Below are 19,704 nucleotides of genomic sequence, written 5' to 3' on the forward strand. Positions count from 1 at the left end.
GATGCCGCTTCGAAAGAGGCGGCGGCGACCGGCGGGTTGCTGTTGCCCTCAGATCAATTGGGCCAGCCTCGGTGACGCGTCAGTTGGCCTGACGGCGCAGGAAGGCGGGGATGTCCAGCGCTTCCTCGTCGATCTTCTGGGTGGTGCCGTCGCCCATCGCCTGCGGGCGCGGGGGCTGGGCCATCGGCTGCTGCGGGGCGGCCATCGGCGGCTGCGGCATCATCGGCTGCTGGTGTTGCGGCTGGTGATGCTGGGGCTGATGGTGCTGCTGCGGCTGATGCTGCGGGGCCGGCTGGGGAGCCGGTTCGGCCTTGCGGCCGGCCAGACCGGTGACCAGACCGAACAGGAAGTTCGGCTTGCGGGCCGGCGGCTCCGCGTGGGCGGCGGCGGCAAGCTGGCTCGACATCGGGACCGAGGACTGGCGCGGGCCGGGATCGGCGGCCTTCGGGGCGATGAAGTGGCCGTCGCGGCGCTCGCTGTGCAGCGGACCGGTGGCGACGTTGCGGGCCGGGGCGGTTTCCACCGGCTGCATGCCGTCATGGCCCATCGGCATGTGCGGGTGGGGCGCATGCTGCGGGGCGTGCTGAACCATCGGGTCCATGGGCTGCTGGACCGGCTGCGGCGCCGGCTGCTGGGCCGGAACGTGCTGCTGGAACTCCGACGGGTGCGGCTGCTGGACCTGGGGCTGCGCGACCCCGCCCATCGGGCGCGGGGCCAGACCGGCGCCGGGGATCGCCGGGGCGACCTGACCGGGGGAGGCGAGCGGCGCCGGGGCGGCCTGGGTCAGGCCGGCCGCGCCGGCGGGCTTCTTGGCGCCGCCATTGCCGCCGTTGCGGTCGGAGACCAGCGACAGGTTGACCGGGTGCAGGGTGCGCGGGTTGGACATGGCCGCGGCGTCGATGCCGGTGGCGACCACCGACACGCGCATCACGCCGTCCAGCGAGCTGTCGAAGGTCGAGCCGAAGATGATGTTGGCGTCCGGATCGACCTCGTCGCGGACGCGGTTCGCCGCCTCGTCGACCTCGAACAGGGTCATGTCGTAGCCGCCGGTGATGTTGATGAGGACGCCGCGGGCACCCTTCATCGACACGTCGTCGAGCAGCGGGTTGGAGATGGCTGCCTCGGCGGCCTCGATGGCGCGGCGCTCGCCGCCGGCCTCGCCGGTGCCCATCATCGCCTTGCCCATCTCGGTCATGACCGAGCGGATGTCGGCGAAGTCCAGGTTGATGAGGCCGGGCATCACCATCAGGTCGGTCACGCCGCGCACGCCGGAATGCAGAACGTCGTCGGCCATCTTGAAGGCGTCCGCGAAGGTCGTCTTCTCGTTGGCGATGCGGAACAGGTTCTGGTTCGGGATGATGATCAGCGTGTCGACATACTGCTGCAGCTCGGCGATGCCCGATTCGGCCAGCCGCATGCGGTGCGCGCCCTCGAAATGGAAGGGCTTGGTCACCACGCCGACGGTCAGCAGGCCGCGCTCGCGGGCCGCGCGGGCGATGACCGGGGCAGCGCCCGTGCCGGTGCCGCCGCCCATGCCGGCGGTGATGAACACCATGTTGGCGCCTTCGAGGTGACCGATGATCTCCTCGAGCTGCTCCTCGGCGGAGGCGCGGCCGACATCCGGCTTGGAGCCGGCGCCCAGGCCGCGGGTCATGGTGGTGCCGAGCTGGACGCGCTTCTCGCAGAGCGAGCCCTTCAGGGCCTGCGCGTCGGTGTTGCCCACGACGAAGTCCACACCTTCCAGGTTGGACTTGATCATGTTGTTCACGGCGTTGCCGCCGGCGCCGCCGACACCGAAGACGGTGATCCGGGGCTTCAGCTCGGGTTCGATGCTGGGGATGGTCACGTTGATCATGTTATGGCCTCCACAACCTTTTGATTGGTTCGATGCTTTGCGTCGCGGGTCTTTGCCCGGTTGGGTCCGGGTGGTGTTTTTAGGCAGGAATGCCGTGGTGCGGCGGGAGCCTTTTTGGGCCGAAAACCAATGTCGGTAGGATCATAGGTTCTCCCGCAGCCACAGGCCGACGCGCCCGAAGAATCCCGTGCCGGCGCCAGCCTCATGGCCCGCCACGGGAAGCTCCGTCGGATTGCGCACGGCGTGGAGAAGGAGGCCCGCGGCGGTCGAATAGGACGGACCGCCTTGCGCCTCGTTCAGACCGGTGATCCGCGTCGGTCGCCCGATGCGGACCTGTTTGTCCAGGATCAGCTGCGCCAGCTCGCGCATACCCGGAAGTTGGCTGGCGCCGCCCGTCAGGACGACGCGCCGGCCGACCAGCTTCGCGTAGCCGGAATGCTCCAGCCGCGAGCGGACATGCTCGAAGATTTCCTCCAGCCGCGGCTGGATGATGCGCACCAGATAGGATTTCGGCAGGTTGTTGGCGCCGAGGCGCTCCTCCTCGCCGACCTGGGGGACGTCGATCATCTCGCGCTCGTCGGCGGGGCTGGTGATGGCGCTGCCGTGCAGCGTCTTCATGCGCTCCGCATGGACGACCGGCGTGGTCAGCCCGCGCGCGATGTCGTTGGTGACGTGGTTGCCGCCCAGCCGGATGCAGTCCGACCAGACCAGCGTGCCTTCGGAGAAGACGGAGATCGTCGTGGTGCCGCCGCCCATGTCGATGCAGGCGGAGCCCATCTCCATCTCGTCGTCGACCAGACAGGCGAGGCCGGACGCGTAGGGGCTGGCGACCAGACCCTCGATGTCGAGATGGCAGCGGGCCACGCAGGTCTGCAGGTTGCGCACCGCCCCGGCGGGCGAGGTGATGACGTGGGCCTGGACGCCCAGCCGCTCGCCGTACATGCCCTTGGGGTCGCGGATGCCGCGGCTGCCGTCGAGCGCGAAGCCCACGGGGATCGCGTGGACCAGCGCCTGGTCCGGGCCGACCTGCAGGCTGCGGGCGTGGGCCAGCGCGCGGCGGACGTCGCTCTCCGTCACCTCCTGGCCGGAAACGGGGACCTCGGCGTTGAAGCCGTGGGAGATCGGGGAGGACACGTTGACGATCACGTCGCGGATCGTCTCGTTGGCCATCTGCTCGGCCGCGTGGACGGCGGCGCCGATGGAGGTCTCCGCCGCCTCCATGTCGATGATCGCGCCGGCTCGCACGCCCGTGGCGATCTGGTGGCCGATGCCGACGATGCGCACGGCCCCCGCATCCTCGACGCGGGCGATGAGGCAGCACACCTTGGTCGAGCCGACGTCCAGCGCGGCGATGATCCCGCCGCGGGTGGCTCGTTTTGGCTTTTTCGCCCCGTTGAAGCCCATGTTCAGCACAACCCTATGGCCTCGATGCGTCCGGTCGTTCGCGTTTCAGAAAGAGGGGTTCAAAAAGAGAAGTGGCGGAGGATCACGTCTTCTTGCCCGGCTTCTTCTTGTTCTCCTCCTCCGTCCAGGGCAGGACGGCGGTGGCGGAGGTCTGCAGCACGGCGCGGTCGTTCTGGCGCAGGTCGATGGCCACGATGTCGCGGTCCAGGACCTGACCCGTCGCGTCCATCTCCGCCAACTGGCGCAGCGCGGACGGCATGCGGGCTTCCGGCAGTTTCACCACGACACCGTTCTTCAGCTTGAGGTCCCAGCGGCGGTCGCCGACCCAGGAGGCGGCGCTCACCTTGTCGCGCAGAGCCGGCACGTTGTCGAGGGCCGCGAGCAGCTTCGGCACCTGCATCGGCGCGTTGGCGCCGACGACCTGCGGCAGCGTCTCGATCCGGCGGTTGCCGCGCCGCGCCAGCTCGGTCGCGTCGGCCAGCGGGCGGCCTTCGCGGTCGATGACGGTGAACTTGCGGTCGTGCTGCCAGATCGCCATCGGCTCCCGTTCCGTCAGGCGGACGAACAGGATGCCGGGCAGGTGGCGCTCGATGGAGGCCGAGGCGACCCAGGGCAGGCTTTCCAGCTTCTCCTTGGCGTCGGACAGCGTGACGGCGAGGATCGGGTCGCCGCGCTGCACGCCCAGCACGCGCAGGATGGACGCCGGGTCGGTCTCGGTCCGGCCCTCGACCAGAACGTCGGCGATGGCGAAGCCGGCGGACGCGCTGGTCTGGATCAGGCTTTCCTGCAACGCCGCGGTGGTCTCGGCGAAGGTGCCGCGCTGCCACGCCGACACGGCCATGCCGGCGACGATCAGGACCGGCGTCAGCAGGATAGCCGCCTTGACCGCGGGACGGGTCCAGCGCGGCCAGGCGCGGCGGCGGTTGCCTTTCTGGGCCGACTTCGCCATGGCGCGCGGCGGCACGGGCCTGTCGTCGCGGGCCCGGTTCGCAGAACCCCCGAAACCGGCGCGGAACTGCGGATCGATGCTCAGTCGAGTTGACATGCGGCGTTCTCCACCATCCAAGCGACGAGAGCCCCGTAGGTGAGCCCCACGGCAGCGGCCTGTTCGGGAACCAGCGACAGCGGCGTCATGCCCGGCTGGTTGTTGATTTCCAGGAAAAAGAGTCCGTCGGTTCCACTTTTACGATCGTCCCAGCGGAAGTCGCTGCGCGAAACGCCGCGGCACCCCAGGGTTCGGTGGGCCAGGACCGCCAACCTCTTGGCTTCTTCCGCGACGTGCTCGGGAATCTGCGCGGGCACAGTATGAACGGCATGACCGGCGCTGTATTTAGCCGTGTAGTCATACACCTGTGCTTCGAAGCGGATCTCCGTCACGGTCAGGGGGCGGCACTCGCCGTCCAGCCCGCCCATGACGCCCACGGTCAGCTCGCGGCCCGGGATGAACTCCTCGACCAGGGCGCGCTCGCCGAAGGTCCAGGCGTCGCCGACCGGGCTGTTCTGCCCCTCGCGCACCAGCGTGACCCCGACGGTCGAGCCTTCGTCCACCGGCTTGACGATGTAGGGGGCGGGCATCGGGTGGGCGCCGCCGGTCAGCTCGCCCTTGGTGAGGACGAGGCCCTTGGGCGAGCGCACGCCGACCGGGGCGAGCAGCGCCTTGGTCATCGCCTTGTCCATGGCGACCGCGGCGGCGCGCACGCCGGAATGGGTGTAGGGGATGCCGAGGAATTCCAGGACGCCCTGGATCGTCCCGTCCTCGCCACCGCGCCCGTGCAGGGCGTTGAAGACCGCGTCGGGGCGCGGGTCGGTCAGCGCGCGCAGCAGCCCCTCCAGGTCGCGCTGCACGTCCACCGCGGTGACGCGGTAGCCTTCCTCCTCCAGCGCCTTGGCGACGCCGGCGCCGCTGACCAGCGACACCTCGCGCTCCGCCGACCAGCCGCCCATCAGGACGGCGACATGCTTCTTGTGGGGGGTGGTCATGCGGACGCTCCTTCGCGGGCCACGCCGACCCGCTTGATTTCCCACTCCAGCGTGACGCCGGAGGTCTCGAACACGCGGCGCCGGACCTCTTCGCCCAGCGCCTCCAGCTCCGCCGCGGTGGCGGTGCCCTGGTTGATGAGGAAGTTGCAGTGCTTCTCCGACACCTGCGCGCCGCCGATGGTCAGCCCGCGGCAGCCGGCCTTGTCGATCAACTCCCACGCCTTGTGGCCGGGCGGGTTCTTGAAGGTCGAGCCGCCGGTGCGCGAGCGGACCGGCTGGGTGTCGGCGCGCTTGCCGGAAATCTCCGCCATGCGCCGCGTGATCTCCGCCGGGTCGCCGACCGTGCCGCGCAGGGTGGCGCCGGTGAAGATGACGTCCTCCGGCACCCCGGCGTGGCGGTAGGTGAAGCCCATGCCGGCGTTGTCGTAGGACACGCGCTCGCCCCGGCGGGTCACGCCCTGGGCGGAGACCAGCACGTCCTTGATCTCGTGGCCGTAGGCGCCGCCGTTCATGCGCAGCGCGCCGCCGATGGTGCCGGGAATGCCGGACAGGAACTCCAGCCCGGCGACGCCGGTGTCGCGCGCCACCGCGGCGACGTTCAGGTCGAGCGCCGCGGCCCCGGCCTCCAGAGTCAGCCCGTCCGCCGCGATACCGGCGAAGCCGCGGCCCAGCCGGATCACCACGCCGGGGATGCCGCCGTCGCGGATCAGCAGGTTGGAGGCGACACCCAGCACCGTCACCGGCACGTCGTCCGGTAGTCCGGCCAGGAAGCCCGCCAGATCGTCGGCGTCCTCCGGCCGGAACATGACCTCCGCCGGACCGCCGACGCGGAACCACGTCACGTTGGCCAGCGGTGCCGCGGCGGTCAGCCGTCCGCGGCAGGCGGGCATCCGGTCGATGAGGGAGGCGGTTGTGGCTGTCATCGGAGAAAACCCGTCACGCCTTGCCCGACAGCTTGTCCAGCTCGCCCGGCAGGGCGTTGGCCCACTGGGTGATGTTGCCGGCGCCCAGGCAGACCACGAGGTCGCCGGACCGCGCGATCTCGCGGACCAGCTGCGGCAGCTCGTCCGGGCCGTGCAGGGCGAGCACCTGACGGTGGCCGTGCATGCGCAGGCCCTCGACGAGGCTGTCGCGGTTGACGTTCTCGATCGGCTGCTCCCCGGCGGCGTAGACGTCGGCCACGATCACCGCGTCGGCGTCGTTGAAGCAGGTGCAGAACTCCTCGAACAGGTTGGCGAGGCGCGAATAGCGGTGCGGCTGGACGACGGCAATGGTGCGGCCGGTGCCGGCGGTGCGCGCGGCCTTCAGGACGGCGGCGATCTCCACCGGGTGGTGGCCGTAATCGTCGATGACGGTGATGCCGTTCGACTCGCCGGTCTTGGTGAAGCGGCGCTTGACGCCCTGGAACTTCGCCATGCTGTCGCGCATCACCACGTCGGGCAGGCCCATCTCGTTGCCCACGGCGAAGCAGGCCAGCGAGTTCTGGACGTTGTGCGGCCCGTACATCGGCAGGCGCACGCCGATGATGGTCCGGCTCTCCCCGGTGTGGCGGTCGTCGATCACCACGTCGTACTCGGCGCCCTCGGTGCCCAGCCGCATGTTCACAGCGCGCACGTCGGCCTGCGGGCTGAAGCCGTAGGTGATGATGCGGCGGTCCGACACGCGCGGGATCATCGCCTGCACCTCCGGATGGTCGATGCAGAGCGCGGCGAAGCCGTAGAAGGGGATGTTCTGGACGAAGCTGTCGAAGGCGGCCCGCATGTTGTCGAAGGTGCCGTAATAGTCCAGATGCTCCGGGTCCATGTTGGTGACCACGGCGATGCAGGCCGGCAGCTTGATGAAGGTGCCGTCGCTCTCGTCCGCCTCGACGACCATCCAGTCGCCGGAGCCGAGCCGCGTGTTGGTGCCGTAGGCGTTGATGATGCCGCCGTTGATCACCGTGGGGTCGAGGTTGGCGTGTTCCAGCATGTTGCCGACCATCGAGGTGGTCGTGGTCTTGCCGTGGGTGCCGCCGATGGCGATGGCCCATTTGAGGCGCATCAGCTCGCCCAGCATCTCGGCGCGGCGGACGACCGGGACCAGGGCGGCGCGGGCGGCGACGACCTCCGGGTTGTCGCGCTTGACGGCGGAGGAGACGACGACGACCGCGGCCCCGGCGATGTTCTCCGCGCGGTGGCCGATGCTGATCTGGATGCCCAGTCCGCGCAGGCGCTTGACGTTGGCGCTCTCCGCCAAGTCGGAGCCCTGGACGGTGTAGCCGAGGTTGCGCAGCACTTCGGCGATGCCGCTCATGCCGATGCCGCCGATGCCGACGAAATGGATGGTGCCGATCGAGAGGGGGAGGGCGCGCATGTCTGGATTACTTTCCGCGGCGGAGCATCAGGCTGAGGGTGGCGTCCACGGCCATGTCGGACAGGCCGTAGGGAAGGGGCTGGGAACCGATCGTGACGTGCAGCCGGTCGCGCAGGAAGCCGGCGCCGGCGCGCGGCAGCAGCGGGCATTCGGGCCGGTTGCTCCAGGCACCTTCGGTCCGCGTCATGTCCGCCGGCCAATCGCCCAGGGGCCGGCAGGAGCGGGGGCGTGCGATGGTGCTGCGCGTTGCCTTGTTCATTCCGCGGCTTCCTTGGTTCGGGCGTGGTTCGGGTTGGCGATCATGTCGAGCACGGCGTCGGCCAGCCGGCGCGCGGCGTCGGCCATGCCCCAGCCGTGGGCGGCCTGCGCCGCGGTGGTCAGCGCGTCGGGCGACTCCAGCAGCGCCGTCAGGCGGGCGGCGAGCGTGTCGGCGGTGAAGTCCGGCTGCGCCATCAACCAGGCGGCCCCGGCGGCGGCGAGCTGCCGCGCGTTGGCCGTCTGGTGGTCGTCCATGGCATGGGGATATGGCACAAGAATGGCCGGGCGCCCGATGCAGGTCAGTTCGGCGATGGTCGAGGCGCCGGCCCGCGTGATGGCGAGGTGGCAGGCGGCCAGCCGGTCCGGCACGTCGCGGAAGAAGCTCTCCAGCTCCAGCCCGCCGAGGCCCATGTTGGAGTAGGCGGCGCGCGCGGCCTCCAGATCCTCGGGCCGGCACTGCTGCGCCAGATGGATGCGGGCGCGCAGGTCGGTGGGCAACCGGCCCAGCGCCTCGGGGATGACTTCGGAGAAGACGCGGGCGCCCTGGCTGCCACCCATCACCAGGATGCGGACGAGGCCGCCGGGGGCGGGAACGGCGTAGGCGGCGTCGCGCTGGGCGGCGATGGCGGGGCGGACCGGGTTGCCGGTGCAGACGAGGCGCGGACGGTGCTCCTCCTTCACCGAGGTGACCTCGGGGAAGGCGACGGCGATGCGCCGCGCCGCGGCGGCGAGCATCCGGTTGGCACGGCCGAGCACGGCGTTCTGCTCGTGCAGCATCACCGGCACGCGGCCCTGCGCGGCAGCGTAGACCGTGGGAACGGAGGGGTAGCCGCCGAAGCCGACGACGGCCGCCGGCTTCAGGTGGCGCATCAGCGCGTTGGCGCCGAGCAGGCCGAGGCCCATCTGCCACGCCGCGTTCATCTTGGCCAGCAGGTTGCCGCCGGGGGCGGCGGAGCGGATGCGGTGGACCGTCACCTCCGGCAGGCTGTCGCCGAAGGCCTGGCCGCGCTTGTCGGTGACCAGCGCCACCGCCTCGCCGCGGGCCAGCAGCTCGCGCGCCAGCGCCTCCGCCGGGAAGAAGTGTCCGCCGGTGCCGCCGGCGGCGAGGATGATGGGACGTTGCGTGGTGTCGGCCATCGTCGTCACTCCGCCGGGCCGAAGCGCTTGCGGGTCAGCGCCAGCACCATCCCCATGCCGAAGCCCAGCGCCAGCAGCGAGGAGCCGCCGTAGGAGATGAAGGGCAGCGTCATGCCCTTGGTCGGCATCAGATGCAGGGCGGAGCCCATGTTGATCGCCGCCTGCAGGCCGAACTGGATCAGCAGGCCGCTCGCCGCCAGCAGCACGAAGTAGTTGGTGTCGTTGAACACCCGCGCGAAGCCGCGCAGCACGATGAAGGCGAACAGGATGATGATGATCAGGCAGAAGATCAGCCCCATCTCCTCGCCGGCGACGGCGAAGATGAAGTCGGCGTGGCTGTCCGGCAGCGAGTATTTCACCGTTCCCTGGCCGGGGCCGGTGCCCATCAGCCCGCCGTTGGCGAAGGCCTCCAGCGAGCGGCTGACCTGATAGGTGTCGCCGCTCGACGGGTCGAGGAAGCGGTTGATGCGGCTGTGGACGTGCGGCAGCGTGAAGTAGGCGCCGACGAGGCCGGCGACGCCCAGCACGCCGAGCCCGCCGACCAGCATGATGTTCAGACCTGCCAGGAAGAACTGCGAGAACCACACCGCCGACACCACCACCGTCATGCCCAGGTCGGGCTGGAGCAGCAGGCCGCCGACGGTCAGGCCGTAGAGCAGGATCGACAGGATCGTGCCGGGGAAGCCGGGGTTGGTGCGCGACAGCGAGAACAGCCACGCCCCGACCACCGCGAAGGCCGGCTTCACGAACTCCGATGGCTGGATCGACAGGCCGGGGATATGGATCCAGCGCCGCGCGCCCTTGATCTCCACGCCGACGACCAGCGTCGCGTAGACCATCGCCACCGCGATCAGGAAGACCACCAGCGCCGCCCGCCGTACGCCGCGCGGGCTGAGCAGCGAGACGCCGCACATGATGGCGACGCTGGGGATCAGCATCATCAGGTGGCGTTCGACGAAGTAGAAGGTGTCCTGGATGCCGATGCGCTCCGCCACCGGCGGGCTGGCCGCGGTGATCAGGACCGTGCCGAGCGCCATCAGCACTGCCAGTGCGGCGAGCTGCCAGCGGTCCACCGTCCACCACCAGCGGCCGAAGATGGATTGGTCGGTGCGGTCGAAGGTCATCATCAGGCGCGGTCCCCCGGAACGGCGTTGCCTTCGAGACGATTCACGGCTTCGGCGAAGGCCTCGCCGCGTTTCTCGAAATTCGCGAACTGGTCCCAGGAGGCGCAGGCCGGCGACAGCAGCACGCAGGCGCCGGGCAGCGCCTCGGCCAGCGCCAGCTCTGCCGCGGCGTTGACCGCCACGTCCAGCGTGCCGCAGCGGGTGTGCGGAACCTTGTTGGCCTCCAGCCACACCGCGAAGCGGTCCGACGCCTCGCCGATCAGGAAGGCGTGGCGGACGCGCGGCGCGTAGGCCTCCAGCCCGTCCAGCCCGGTCTCCTTCGCCTGTCCGCCGAGAATCCAGTAGATCGGGTCGAAGGTCGCCAGCGCCTTCTCCGTCGCGTCGGCGTTGGTCGCCTTGCTGTCGTTGACGAAGCGCACGCCGTCGATGGTCCGCACCAGCTGCTGGCGGTGGGCGAGGCCGGGGAAGGTGGTCATGGCGGCGACAATGGCCGGGGTCGGCACGCCCGCCGCTTTGCAGGCGGCATAGGCCGCGGCGGCGTTCTGCCAGTTGTGCGTTCCGAGCAGCGCCGGGAAGGCGGCCAACTCGGCCACGCGCTCCGCGGTGCCGAAGGTGTCGTCGACCAGCCAGCCGTTCTCGGCGTAGACGCCGCCGGGCACCGGACCCAGGGCGGAGACCGGCCAGATCACCTGGTCGCCCTTGGCCTTCAGCTCCTCCCAGATCGCCCGACAGGTCGGGTCGTCCACGCCGATCACCGCGGTGCGCGGCTTGGTCTGGCGGTGGAAGATCAGTTTCTTGGCGGCGACGTAGCCGTCCATGCCGCCATGGCGGGCCAGATGGTCCGGGGTGATGTTGAGCAGCACCGCCACGTCGAAGGTGATCGAGTAGGTCAGCTCAAGCTGGTAGCTCGACATCTCCAGCACGTAGCTGCCGCCGGCCCCCACGGAGGGGAAGGTCAGCGCCGGGGTGCCCAGGTTGCCGCCGACCGCGATGCGCCGCCCGGCGGCTTCCATCACATGGCCGATCAGGGTGGTGGTGGTGGACTTGCCGTTGGTGCCGGTGATGCCGATGTAGGCCGAATCACGCTCCGACCGGGCCAGCAGCTCGATGTCGCAGACCAGCTCGATGTTCGCGGCGCGGGCGCGCAGGGCCACTGGATGGGGCTTCGGGTGGGTGTGCGGGATGCCCGGCGACCAGACGATGGTGGTCAGCTCGGTCAGGTCCGCCGTGGTCAGGTCGACGACCTTGTAGCCCTTGCTCAGCGCGGCGGCGCGGCTGGACTCGTTGTCGTCCCACACCCACACGTCGGCGCCGCTTTGGGTCAGCGCCTCCGCCGTGGCGAGGCCCGACTTGCCCAGCCCCATGACCGCCACCGGCAGTCCTTCCATGTAGAACAGGTTGATCATCGGGCGGCGACCCTCAGCGGAGCTTCAGCGTGGACAGGCCGACGAGGGCCAGGATGGAGGCGATGATCCAGAAGCGGATGACCACGGTGGACTCCGCCCATCCCTTCTTCTCGAAGTGATGGTGCAGGGGCGCCATGCGGAACACGCGCTTTCCGGTCAGCTTGAACGAGGCGACCTGGACGATCACCGATACGGTCTCCAGCACGAACAGGCCGCCGATGATCGCCAGCACGATCTCGTGCTTGGTGACCACGCTGACGGCTCCCAGCGCGCCGCCGAGGGCCAGCGAGCCGGTGTCGCCCATGAAGACCATGGCGGGGGGCGCGTTGTACCAGAGGAAACCGATCCCCGCACCGACCAGAGCCCCGCAGAAAACGGCAAGCTCACCAGCACCGGGCACATGGTGGATCTGAAGGTAGTTGGCGAAGATCGCGTTGCCGGTCAGGTAGGCGATCAGGCCGAAGCAGCCCGCCGCGATCATCGTCGGCACGATGGCCAGCCCGTCCAGCCCGTCGGTCAGGTTCACCGCGTTCGACGCGCCGACCATGACGAAGGCGCCGACGGGGATGAAGAACCAGGAGAGCTGGATCAGGAAATCCTTGACGAAGGGCACGGCCAGACCACCGGACAGGGGCGGCGCCGACACATACATGATGGCGGCGGCGGCGGAGACACCGATGATGATCTCCCAGGTCAGGCGGAAGCGGCCCGACAGGCCCTTGGTGTTGCGCTTGGTCAGCTTCAGATAGTCGTCGCCGAAGCCGATCAGCCCGTAGCCGATCGTCACCAGCAGCACGATCCAGGTGTAGGCGTTGGTCAGATCGACCCACAGCAGCGTGCTGATCGACACGGCGATCAGGATCATCAGGCCGCCCATGGTGGGCGTGCCCTTCTTCTTCATATGGCTTTCCGGCCCGTCGGAGCGGATCGGCTGGCCCTCGCCCTGCTTGCGTTTCAGCCACGCGATCAGGCGCGGAAAGAACACGAAGCTGATGACGAGCGCCGTCAGCACCGCGCCTCCCGTCCGGAAGGTCAGATACCGGAACAGGTTGAACGGCGTGAAGACGTCCGCCAGGGGAAAGAGCAGGTTGTAGAGCATCGTGAAGCGGTCAGCCTTTGTGCCCGTGCGCCGCGGTCTGATCCGTGTCAGCCGCGGGCAAGGAGCCGTTGTTGTTCTTTTCGGTTTGTTTGCTGTCTTTGGTGTCCAGGGCGGACAGGGCGTCCACCACCGTCGCCATGCGGCTGCCCAGCGAACCCTTGATCAGCACCACATCGCCGCCGCGCACCGCACCGGCCAGGATGGGGGCCAGCTCGGCGCTGGACTCCGTCCAGGCGCCGCGCATGGCGGCGGGCAGGCGGTCGAACAGGGCGCGCATGTGCGGGCCGCAGGCGTAGACCGCGTCCACATGCGCGGTGCGCAGCGGTTCGGCCAGCGCGGCGTGCAGGGCGTCGGCGCGGTCGCCCAGTTCACGCATGTCGCCCAGCACGGCGAGGCGCCGGCCGCCGGCCCCGGGGTCGGTCTTGCCGAGCACCGCGAAGGTCGCGGCCATGGCGGCGGGGCTGGCGTTGTAGCTTTCGTCGATCAGGGTGAAGGCGCCCCGGGCGGCCTGGACGCGCTTGCGCGTGCCGCGGCCCTTCACCGGCGCGATGGTGGACAGCGCGCGCCCCGCGGCGGCGACGTCGGCGCCCAGCGCCTTCACCGCCAGCAGCACGGCGAGGCTGTTCATCACCCAATGCCGGCCGGGCAGCGCCAGGCTGTACTGGATGCGCTCGCCCCGGACGACCGCGGTCACGGCGCTGCAGGTGGCGTGCAGCGAGCACTCCACCAGACGCGCGTCGGCGTCGGCGTGGGAGCCGAAGCTCCAGATGCGGCTCAGCCCCTGGGTGCGCGCGGCGGCGAGCAGCCGCGCGAAATGCGGGTTGTCGCGGTTGAGGACGGCGACCCCGTTGGGGTTCATGCCCTCGAAGATCTCGGCTTTGGCGTCGGCGATCGCCTCGACGGAGTCGAAGAACTCCAGATGCGCGGCCTCGACCGTGGTGATGACCGCGACGTCGGGCATCACCTGCCGCGACAGGGGGCCAAGCTCCCCGGCGTGGTTCATGCCCAGCTCGAACACACCGAACTCGCTGTCCTCCGGCATGCGGGCCAGCGACAGGGGCACGCCCCAATGGTTGTTCAGACTGCCTTCGGTGGCGAAGGTGCGGCCCTGCGCCGACAGGACATGGCGCAACGCCTCCTTGGTGCTGGTCTTGCCGACCGAGCCGGTGACGCCCACCACCTTGGCCTGGGTGCGCAGCCGCGCGACGTGGCCGAGATCGCCCAGCGCCGCCAGCGTGTCCTGCTCCACCGCCAGAAGGGAGGCGTCGCCGGGCACGCCGGGTGGCACGGTGCTGACCAGCGCCGCGGCGGCGCCGGCCTCCAGCGCCTTCGCCACGAAGTCGTGCCCGTCGAAGTTCGGCCCCTTGATGGCGACGAACAGGTCGCCCGGCGCCACCTTGCGGCTGTCGATGCTCACCCCGGTCGCCGCCCAGGAGCGCGTCGCCTGACCGCTGGTGGCGGCGGCGGCGTCCTCGGCGGTCCACAGGACGGTCTTGGCCTCGCTCATGCTGCTCCAACCTCCGCCACGGCGGCTCGTGCCTCGGTCGCGTCGTCGAAAGGAAGGAGCTCCGTCCCGACGATCTGACCATGCTCATGTCCCTTGCCGGCGATGACCAGGACGTCACCGGGCCGAAGGCTGCGGACGGCGGCGCGGATGGCCTCGCGCCGGTCGCCGATCTCCTCCAGGGCCGGGTGGCCCGCCAGGACCTCCTTGCGGATGGCCGCCGGCACCTCGGTGCGCGGGTTGTCGTCGGTGACGATGGCGCGGTCGGCCAGACGGCCGGCCAGCTCCCCCATCACCGGCCGCTTCCCGCGGTCGCGGTCGCCGCCGCACCCGAACACCGCGATCAGGCGGTTCCGGGCGTGCTGCTTCAGCGCCAGCAGCACCGTTTCCAGCGCGTCGGGCGTGTGGGCGAAATCGACATAGACCGCCGCCCCGCAGGGGTGGGTGGCGACGTGCTGCAGACGCCCCGGCACGCCTTCCAGGCGGGGCAGGGTGGCCATAGCCTCGTCACGGTCCGCGCCGGAGCCGATCACTAGGCCGAGCGCGCACAGCACGTTCCACGCCTGGAAGCGGCCCGCCAGCGGCAGGTCCACGGTGATGTCGCGGCCCAGGACCGTCAGGTCCAGGCGCTGGCCGTGGGCCAGCGGCTCGACCCCGTTCACCCGGATCTCGCGACCGGCCAGACCGTATCCGAAGACGCGGTGACCGCGCTGTGAACAAATCCCGGCAAGTTCGGCGAAGGTGCCGCTGTCGGCGTTCAGGACGGCGGTTCCCCCATCGGGCAACACCCGTCCGAACAGCATTGCCTTGGCCTGGAGGTAGGCCTCCATTGTGCCGTGGTAGTCCAGATGGTCGCGGGTCAGGTTGGTGAAGCCCGCGGCCTTGAGGATCACACCGTCGAGACGGAACTGCTCCAGCCCGTGGCTGGACGCCTCCATCGCCAGATGTTCGATCCCCTTGTCCTTGACGGCGGCGAGGTCGCGGTGGAGCGACACCGGGTCCGGCGTGGTCATCCCGCCGTAATCGTCCAGCCCCGGCCCGATCAGCCCCAGCGTGCCCAGGCTGGCCGCCTTCAGGCCCATCAGGTCCCACATCTGGCGGGCGAACTGGACGGTGGAGGTCTTGCCGTTGGTCCCCGTCACGGCGACCACGGTGTCCGGCTGGCGCCCGTGGAAGGCGGCGGCGAGGCGCGCGAAGAGGCGGCGCGGCTGCTCGTCCGCGACCAGCGTCACGGTGCTGCCGGCGGGCAGGGCGGTCCCGATGGGCGCCACCACCGCGACGGCGCCCTTGGCGAGCGCATCGGCGATGAAGGCGCGCCCGTCCGCCTTCGCGCCCGGCAGGGCCGCAAAGACGAAACCGGGCCTGACCGCGCGGCTGTCCGCGGTCAACCCGGTCACATCGACGGCTGGCACTTCGACGGCGGACCCCTCGACGGAGGAGGACGTCGCGTCAGCGCGGCTTGTTGCCAGCAGGTGGGACAGAAGCAACGGTGCTGCCTTTCGGTTGCGCGGGCGGAGGCGGCGGTGCGGGAGGGGTCGTCTGACCGGCGGTGTTGATGTAGGTGGCGTTGATGACCTCTGGGGAAGCCTCGTCCACCGGCTGGACGCCCAGCAGCGGGCCGATCTGCTTCACGATCCGGCCGACCGCGGGAGCGGCGACCCAGCCGCCGGTGGCGAAGCCGTAGGTCTTCTTGGTGCCCTTTGGCTCGTCGATCAGGACATAGACGATGTAGCGGGGGTCGTGCATCGGGAAGGCGCCGAGGAACGACGACATGCGGGAGTTCCGGGCATAGCTCCGGCCCTTCTGCTTGTCCGCCGTGCCGGTCTTGCCGCCAACGACGTAACCCTTGGCGTTGGCCGACTTCGCCGTGCCGTCGGTGACCACGAAGCGGAAGAGGCGACGCATCATCGCCGAGGTCTTCGGGCTGATGACCTGCTCGCCCGGCACCTCGACCTCAGGGTCGCGCTTCAGCAGGGTCGGCGGGTGCAGCACGCCGCCGTTGATGATCGAGGCCGCGGCGTTGACCGTGTGCATCGGGCTGACCGACATGCCGTGGCCGAAGGAGATGGTCATGGTGTTGACCTCCCGCCAGGGATTCGGCACCAGCGGCCAGCCGTTCTCCGGCAGTTCCAACGAGGTCGGGCGGGTCATGCCCAGCTTGGTCATGAAGGACTTCTGGTGTTGCACGCCGAGCGTCAGCGCCATGCGCACCGATCCGAGGTTCGACGATTCCTGGAATACCTCCGCCACGGTCAGGTTGTGTTTGAACGCGTGGAATTCGCGGATCGTGAAGCGGCCGACCTTGATGTTGTTGATGGTGTCGAAGGTGTCGGACACGCGGATCTTGCCCGAATCCAGAGACATCGCCGTGTTGAAGATCTTGAAGGTGGAGCCCATTTCGTACACGCCGAGCGTCGCGCGGTTGAACAGCGTGTCCGGGTCAAGTCCCGTCGGGTTGTGCGGGTCGAAGTCGGGTAGCGAAACCATCGACATGACTTCGCCGTTGCGGACATCGTAAATAATGCCGGCGGCGCCGATGGCGCTGAATTCTTCAATCGTTGTCTGCAATTCCTTCTTCATAATGTGCTGAAGGCGCAGATCGATCGATAGTTGCAGCGGCTTCGGGTCGGTGGTCAGCCGCTTGTTGAACTGCTGCTCCAGCCCGGCGAGGCCGTTGTTGTCCACGCCGGTGAAGCCGACCAGATGCGAGGTCAGGTTGGAGGCCGGGTAGAAGCGGCGCTCCTCCCGTTCGAAATAGACGCCGGGCAGGCCGAGCCGGAACACCGCCGCCTGCTGCTTGGGCGTCAGGTTGCGCTTGATCCAGACGAACCGCTTGTCGCCGCTGAGCTTGGTCAGCAGATCCTTGTAGTCCAGCTCCGGCAGGGCGGTGGTCAACTTGCGCGCCACTTCGTCCGGGCGGCTCACCAGCTTCGGGTCGGCGTAGAGCGACTGCGTGGCGAGCGAAGTCGCCAGCAGGTTGCCGTTGCGGTCCACGATGTCGGCGCGGTTGACCGGCGGGGCGTCGACCTCCGCGGCCATGCGCGGGCGCGGTTCCGCCGCGTGGTTGAACAGGGTCGCGTCCACCAGCTTCACGCCGATGGCGGAGAAGACCACGGCGACCATGGCCGCGGTCACCATCAACCGGTTCCGGCTCTGCTCCAGCGCGACCGACAGCGACGTCCGCGGCTTGGAGGCCGGGGGCGGAACGCTGTAGGCGCCGTGCGCGGGATCGACGCCGGGCGGCGGAACGTTCATCGGTTGGCTCCGAGACGGGCGACGAGAAGACCGATGCTGTCATGCTGGGCCGGCGCGGCCGGCGGCGGGGCGGCCTGGAAGCCGGCCTGCTGCGGCTGCGGACGGGCCACGGGCGGCGGCGCCAGCGTCCGGGAGGTGACCGGCGGCTTGGTGGCGACCTCCGTCGGCTTGGTCGTCACCACGGGCGCCGGGGCCGATTTGGCGGCGGAGGGCAGGGGCGGCACTTTGGCCGAGGCGGGCACGATGGCCGAGGGCTTGATCGGGGCCGGCTTGATCGGCGAGGCCGAGGCCGGAATGATCACGCCGCCCTGAATGCCGCCCTGAACGATGGCGCCGCCGCCCACGACGCTGTCCCCGGTGGAGGCCGTTGCCACGTTCGGCGCCTTGCCCGGCGTCTGGTTGCGGACCATCGGCGGCAGCGGAGCCTCTTCCGGCGCGACGGTGGGGGAGGGGCGCATCGGGACGATGTTCATCGCCACGAACTGGCGCGCCTCGGTCGGCTGCAGCGCCAGATGCTCGCGCGACAGGGTCTCGAGACGGGTCGGGTCGTTGAGGAAACTCCATTCGGCCTTCAGGACCTGAATGGCCTCCTGCTCCACCATGATCTTGCGGTTGAGCGAGCCCAGCTTTTCCTCCAGCTCCTGAACCTCGTAGCTGGTCTCGAACAGGACGAAGCCGGCGGCGGCGATCAGGCCACCCCAGAAAAGTGCGGATTTGTATTTCATGCCGCCTCCTTGCCGGGCGCCGGATAGGCCGGCGCCGCCGTGCGTTCAGCCGCGCGCAGCCGGGCAGAGCGCGCGCGTGGGTTGCTGTGGGCTTCCTGGTCCGTCGGCACGATGGGCTTGCGCGACAGGAGCCGGAAGGATGGGGAACGCGCGTCCGCCGCAAGGCTCGGCGCGTGTCGGGAGGGGGAGGGCGGGGGCGAGGAGCGTTCCTTCAGGAACGTCTTCACTTCCCGGTCCTCCAGCGAATGGAAGGAGACGACAGCGAGACGGCCGCCGGGCTTCAGCAGCGATTCGGCTGCGGCGAGGCCGCGGCGCAGCTCGCCCAACTCGTCGTTCACATGGATGCGCAGCGCCTGGAAGGTGCGGGTCGCCGGATCGATGGCGTCGCCCTTCCCCTTCGGCACCACCGACCGTACCACGTCGGCCAGCTGCTTGGTGCGCGCGAACGGGGTGTCCAGACGCGCGGCGACGATGGCGCGGGCCACGCGGCGGGCCATGCGCTCCTCGCCGTAATGGAAGACGATGTCGGCCAGCTCGGCTTCGGTGGCGGTATTCACCACATCGGCGGCGGTCGGCCCATCGCGTCCCATCCGCATGTCGAGCGGGCCGTCGAATCGGAAGGAGAAGCCGCGCTCCGGCTCGTCGATCTGCGGCGAGGAGACGCCGATGTCCAGCGCCACGCCGTCCACCGCTTCGACGCCGTGCTCGGCGAGCAGCCGGTCCATGTCGCCGAATCGGCCTTCGACGATCGCCAGCCGGCCCGGATAGGCGAGGGCGAGCTTACGGCCGCGTTCGATGGCTTCGGGATCGCGGTCGATTCCCCAGACGCGGCAGTCGGCGCGGTCGAGAATCGCGCGGGCATAGCCGCCAGCGCCGAAGGTGCCGTCCACATAGACGCCGCCGTCGCGCGGGGAGAGCGCGTCCACGACCTCGTTCAGCAGGACGGAGATGTGGGGAGAGGCCGGGACGGCGGCGGAGGTGGGAGCGGGGCCGGGGGGCTTCACGATCATGCGCCCTCCCCTCCCCGGCCGGCGGCGGCGCGGGACGCCTTGGCGACGATCTGGCTCAGCGAAATGTCCTTGCGCACGACCTGGTCGCGCAGCGTCTGTTCATGGGCCTTCAGGGCGCCGGGCTCCCAGATCTGGAAGGTCTTGCGGCGGCCGATGAAGGCGGCTTCCTCGTCGATTCCAGCGAATTCGGCGAGTTCCTTGGGCAGGACGATTCGGCCTTCGGTGTCCAGCGAGACGGGGATCAGCTTGCCGAAGATGAAGGTCTCGATCATGTCGCGCTCGTCCGAATCCAGATCGGGGGATTCCAGGCTTTCGGAGAGCACGTCGAGATAATCCTGATCGGCGCCTTCCAGCGCCTGATGATTCAGCGAAGGCCAGAGATAGACAGTGCCGGGAGCCGACGTCTTGGCAAGCGACTGCCGGAACTGCGCCGGGATGGAGCAGCGGCCTTTCCTGTCAACTTTGTTGACGTATGTGGACAGGAAAATGGCCATCGGCCTGACGAACGCCCCCCTTATCCCGTTGCCGGTCCTCGCCGCCGCGAAGCCCTATCCGCTCTTGCCGCTGAACGCGCCCGGTTTGGCTACCTTGGTTG

At 69.7% G+C, this 19,704-nt stretch carries 17 protein-coding genes; all 17 read right to left on the minus strand.

The window, feature by feature from the left end; translation table 11 throughout:
• Positions 1–79: 79 nt before the first annotated feature.
• The 17 genes from ftsZ to H1Q64_RS07805 all read right to left on the minus strand — a co-directional run bounded on the left by ftsZ (position 80) and on the right by H1Q64_RS07805 (position 19,603).
• Positions 80–1,855 carry a cell division protein FtsZ gene (gene ftsZ / locus H1Q64_RS07725; protein WP_237903054.1) on the minus strand — a complete coding sequence of 592 codons (1,776 nt, stop codon included), beginning with the start codon at positions 1,853–1,855 and terminating at the stop codon, positions 80–82.
• 141 nt (positions 1,856–1,996) lie between these two features.
• The gene (gene ftsA / locus H1Q64_RS07730) at positions 1,997–3,259 is read right to left on the minus strand and encodes a cell division protein FtsA (RefSeq protein ID WP_237903055.1); all 1,263 of its coding nucleotides are present in this window, start codon (positions 3,257–3,259) and stop codon (positions 1,997–1,999) included.
• Positions 3,260–3,341: 82 nt separating this feature from the next.
• A complete protein-coding gene (locus H1Q64_RS07735; protein ID WP_237903056.1) occupies positions 3,342–4,304 on the minus strand; it encodes a cell division protein FtsQ/DivIB in 963 nt (320 codons plus the stop codon).
• Entirely contained in the window at positions 4,289–5,239 is a 951-nt protein-coding gene (locus H1Q64_RS07740) for a D-alanine--D-alanine ligase (RefSeq protein ID WP_237903057.1), read from the minus strand. Before H1Q64_RS07740 ends, H1Q64_RS07735 begins: the two co-directional genes overlap by 16 nt.
• Positions 5,236–6,162, minus strand: a complete 927-nt coding sequence (gene murB / locus H1Q64_RS07745; protein ID WP_237903058.1) for a UDP-N-acetylmuramate dehydrogenase — start codon at positions 6,160–6,162, stop codon at positions 5,236–5,238. Before murB ends, H1Q64_RS07740 begins: the two co-directional genes overlap by 4 nt.
• Positions 6,163–6,175: 13 nt before the next feature.
• Positions 6,176–7,591, minus strand: coding sequence for a UDP-N-acetylmuramate--L-alanine ligase (gene murC, locus H1Q64_RS07750; protein ID WP_014241223.1), 1,416 nt, complete (start codon positions 7,589–7,591; stop codon positions 6,176–6,178).
• Between the two features lie 7 nt (positions 7,592–7,598).
• Entirely contained in the window at positions 7,599–7,850 is a 252-nt protein-coding gene (locus tag H1Q64_RS07755) for a hypothetical protein (protein ID WP_237903059.1), read from the minus strand.
• Positions 7,847–8,986, minus strand: coding sequence for an undecaprenyldiphospho-muramoylpentapeptide beta-N-acetylglucosaminyltransferase (gene murG, locus H1Q64_RS07760; RefSeq protein ID WP_237903060.1), 1,140 nt, complete (start codon positions 8,984–8,986; stop codon positions 7,847–7,849). The genes H1Q64_RS07755 and murG overlap by 4 nt, the downstream gene beginning before the upstream one ends.
• Before the next feature lie 5 nt (positions 8,987–8,991).
• Positions 8,992–10,113, minus strand: a complete 1,122-nt coding sequence (gene ftsW / locus H1Q64_RS07765) for a putative lipid II flippase FtsW (protein ID WP_186464788.1) — start codon at positions 10,111–10,113, stop codon at positions 8,992–8,994.
• The gene (gene murD, locus H1Q64_RS07770) at positions 10,113–11,516 is read right to left on the minus strand and encodes a UDP-N-acetylmuramoyl-L-alanine--D-glutamate ligase (RefSeq protein WP_237903061.1); all 1,404 of its coding nucleotides are present in this window, start codon (positions 11,514–11,516) and stop codon (positions 10,113–10,115) included. Before murD ends, ftsW begins: the two co-directional genes overlap by 1 nt.
• A gap of 13 nt (positions 11,517–11,529) precedes the next feature.
• A complete protein-coding gene (mraY, locus tag H1Q64_RS07775) occupies positions 11,530–12,615 on the minus strand; it encodes a phospho-N-acetylmuramoyl-pentapeptide-transferase (protein WP_014241218.1) in 1,086 nt (361 codons plus the stop codon).
• Positions 12,616–12,625: 10 nt separating this feature from the next.
• Complete coding sequence (locus tag H1Q64_RS07780; protein ID WP_237903062.1) at positions 12,626–14,122, minus strand: UDP-N-acetylmuramoylalanyl-D-glutamyl-2,6-diaminopimelate--D-alanyl-D-alanine ligase; 1,497 nt, start codon at positions 14,120–14,122, stop codon at positions 12,626–12,628.
• Positions 14,119–15,531 (minus strand): UDP-N-acetylmuramoyl-L-alanyl-D-glutamate--2,6-diaminopimelate ligase, encoded by a 1,413-nt coding sequence (locus H1Q64_RS07785; protein WP_237903063.1) that lies wholly within the window; start codon positions 15,529–15,531, stop codon positions 14,119–14,121. The genes H1Q64_RS07780 and H1Q64_RS07785 overlap by 4 nt, the downstream gene beginning before the upstream one ends.
• A gap of 37 nt (positions 15,532–15,568) precedes the next feature.
• On the minus strand, positions 15,569–17,374 hold the full coding sequence (locus H1Q64_RS07790) for a peptidoglycan D,D-transpeptidase FtsI family protein (protein ID WP_237903064.1): 1,806 nt from the start codon (positions 17,372–17,374) through the stop codon (positions 15,569–15,571).
• On the minus strand, positions 17,371–18,099 hold the full coding sequence (gene ftsL, locus H1Q64_RS07795) for a cell division protein FtsL (protein WP_237903065.1): 729 nt from the start codon (positions 18,097–18,099) through the stop codon (positions 17,371–17,373). The genes H1Q64_RS07790 and ftsL overlap by 4 nt, the downstream gene beginning before the upstream one ends.
• The gene (gene rsmH, locus H1Q64_RS07800) at positions 18,096–19,109 is read right to left on the minus strand and encodes a 16S rRNA (cytosine(1402)-N(4))-methyltransferase RsmH (RefSeq protein WP_237903066.1); all 1,014 of its coding nucleotides are present in this window, start codon (positions 19,107–19,109) and stop codon (positions 18,096–18,098) included. The genes ftsL and rsmH overlap by 4 nt, the downstream gene beginning before the upstream one ends.
• Positions 19,106–19,603 (minus strand): division/cell wall cluster transcriptional repressor MraZ, encoded by a 498-nt coding sequence (locus H1Q64_RS07805; RefSeq protein ID WP_038526524.1) that lies wholly within the window; start codon positions 19,601–19,603, stop codon positions 19,106–19,108. The genes rsmH and H1Q64_RS07805 overlap by 4 nt, the downstream gene beginning before the upstream one ends.
• Positions 19,604–19,704: the final 101 nt, after the last annotated feature.

It is taken from the genome of Azospirillum brasilense (genome assembly GCF_022023855.1).
Classification (GTDB): domain Bacteria; phylum Pseudomonadota; class Alphaproteobacteria; order Azospirillales; family Azospirillaceae; genus Azospirillum; species Azospirillum brasilense_F.

Excerpts from the sequence above, each read along its gene's own strand:
- ftsZ (WP_237903054.1), bottom strand. The coding sequence starts at position 1,855 with ATGATCAACGTGACCATCCCCAGCATCGAACCCGAGCTGAAGCCCCGG.
- ftsA (WP_237903055.1), bottom strand. The coding sequence starts at position 3,259 with ATGGGCTTCAACGGGGCGAAAAAGCCAAAACGAGCCACCCGCGGCGGG.
- H1Q64_RS07735 (WP_237903056.1), bottom strand. The coding sequence starts at position 4,304 with ATGTCAACTCGACTGAGCATCGATCCGCAGTTCCGCGCCGGTTTCGGG.
- H1Q64_RS07740 (WP_237903057.1), bottom strand. The coding sequence starts at position 5,239 with ATGACCACCCCCCACAAGAAGCATGTCGCCGTCCTGATGGGCGGCTGG.
- murB (WP_237903058.1), bottom strand. The coding sequence starts at position 6,162 with ATGACAGCCACAACCGCCTCCCTCATCGACCGGATGCCCGCCTGCCGC.
- murC (WP_014241223.1), bottom strand. The coding sequence starts at position 7,591 with ATGCGCGCCCTCCCCCTCTCGATCGGCACCATCCATTTCGTCGGCATC.
- H1Q64_RS07755 (WP_237903059.1), bottom strand. The coding sequence starts at position 7,850 with ATGAACAAGGCAACGCGCAGCACCATCGCACGCCCCCGCTCCTGCCGG.
- murG (WP_237903060.1), bottom strand. The coding sequence starts at position 8,986 with ATGGCCGACACCACGCAACGTCCCATCATCCTCGCCGCCGGCGGCACC.
- ftsW (WP_186464788.1), bottom strand. The coding sequence starts at position 10,113 with ATGATGACCTTCGACCGCACCGACCAATCCATCTTCGGCCGCTGGTGG.
- murD (WP_237903061.1), bottom strand. The coding sequence starts at position 11,516 with ATGATCAACCTGTTCTACATGGAAGGACTGCCGGTGGCGGTCATGGGG.
- mraY (WP_014241218.1), bottom strand. The coding sequence starts at position 12,615 with ATGCTCTACAACCTGCTCTTTCCCCTGGCGGACGTCTTCACGCCGTTC.
- H1Q64_RS07780 (WP_237903062.1), bottom strand. The coding sequence starts at position 14,122 with ATGAGCGAGGCCAAGACCGTCCTGTGGACCGCCGAGGACGCCGCCGCC.
- H1Q64_RS07790 (WP_237903064.1), bottom strand. The coding sequence starts at position 17,374 with ATGAACGTTCCGCCGCCCGGCGTCGATCCCGCGCACGGCGCCTACAGC.
- ftsL (WP_237903065.1), bottom strand. The coding sequence starts at position 18,099 with ATGAAATACAAATCCGCACTTTTCTGGGGTGGCCTGATCGCCGCCGCC.
- rsmH (WP_237903066.1), bottom strand. The coding sequence starts at position 19,109 with ATGATCGTGAAGCCCCCCGGCCCCGCTCCCACCTCCGCCGCCGTCCCG.
- H1Q64_RS07805 (WP_038526524.1), bottom strand. The coding sequence starts at position 19,603 with ATGGCCATTTTCCTGTCCACATACGTCAACAAAGTTGACAGGAAAGGC.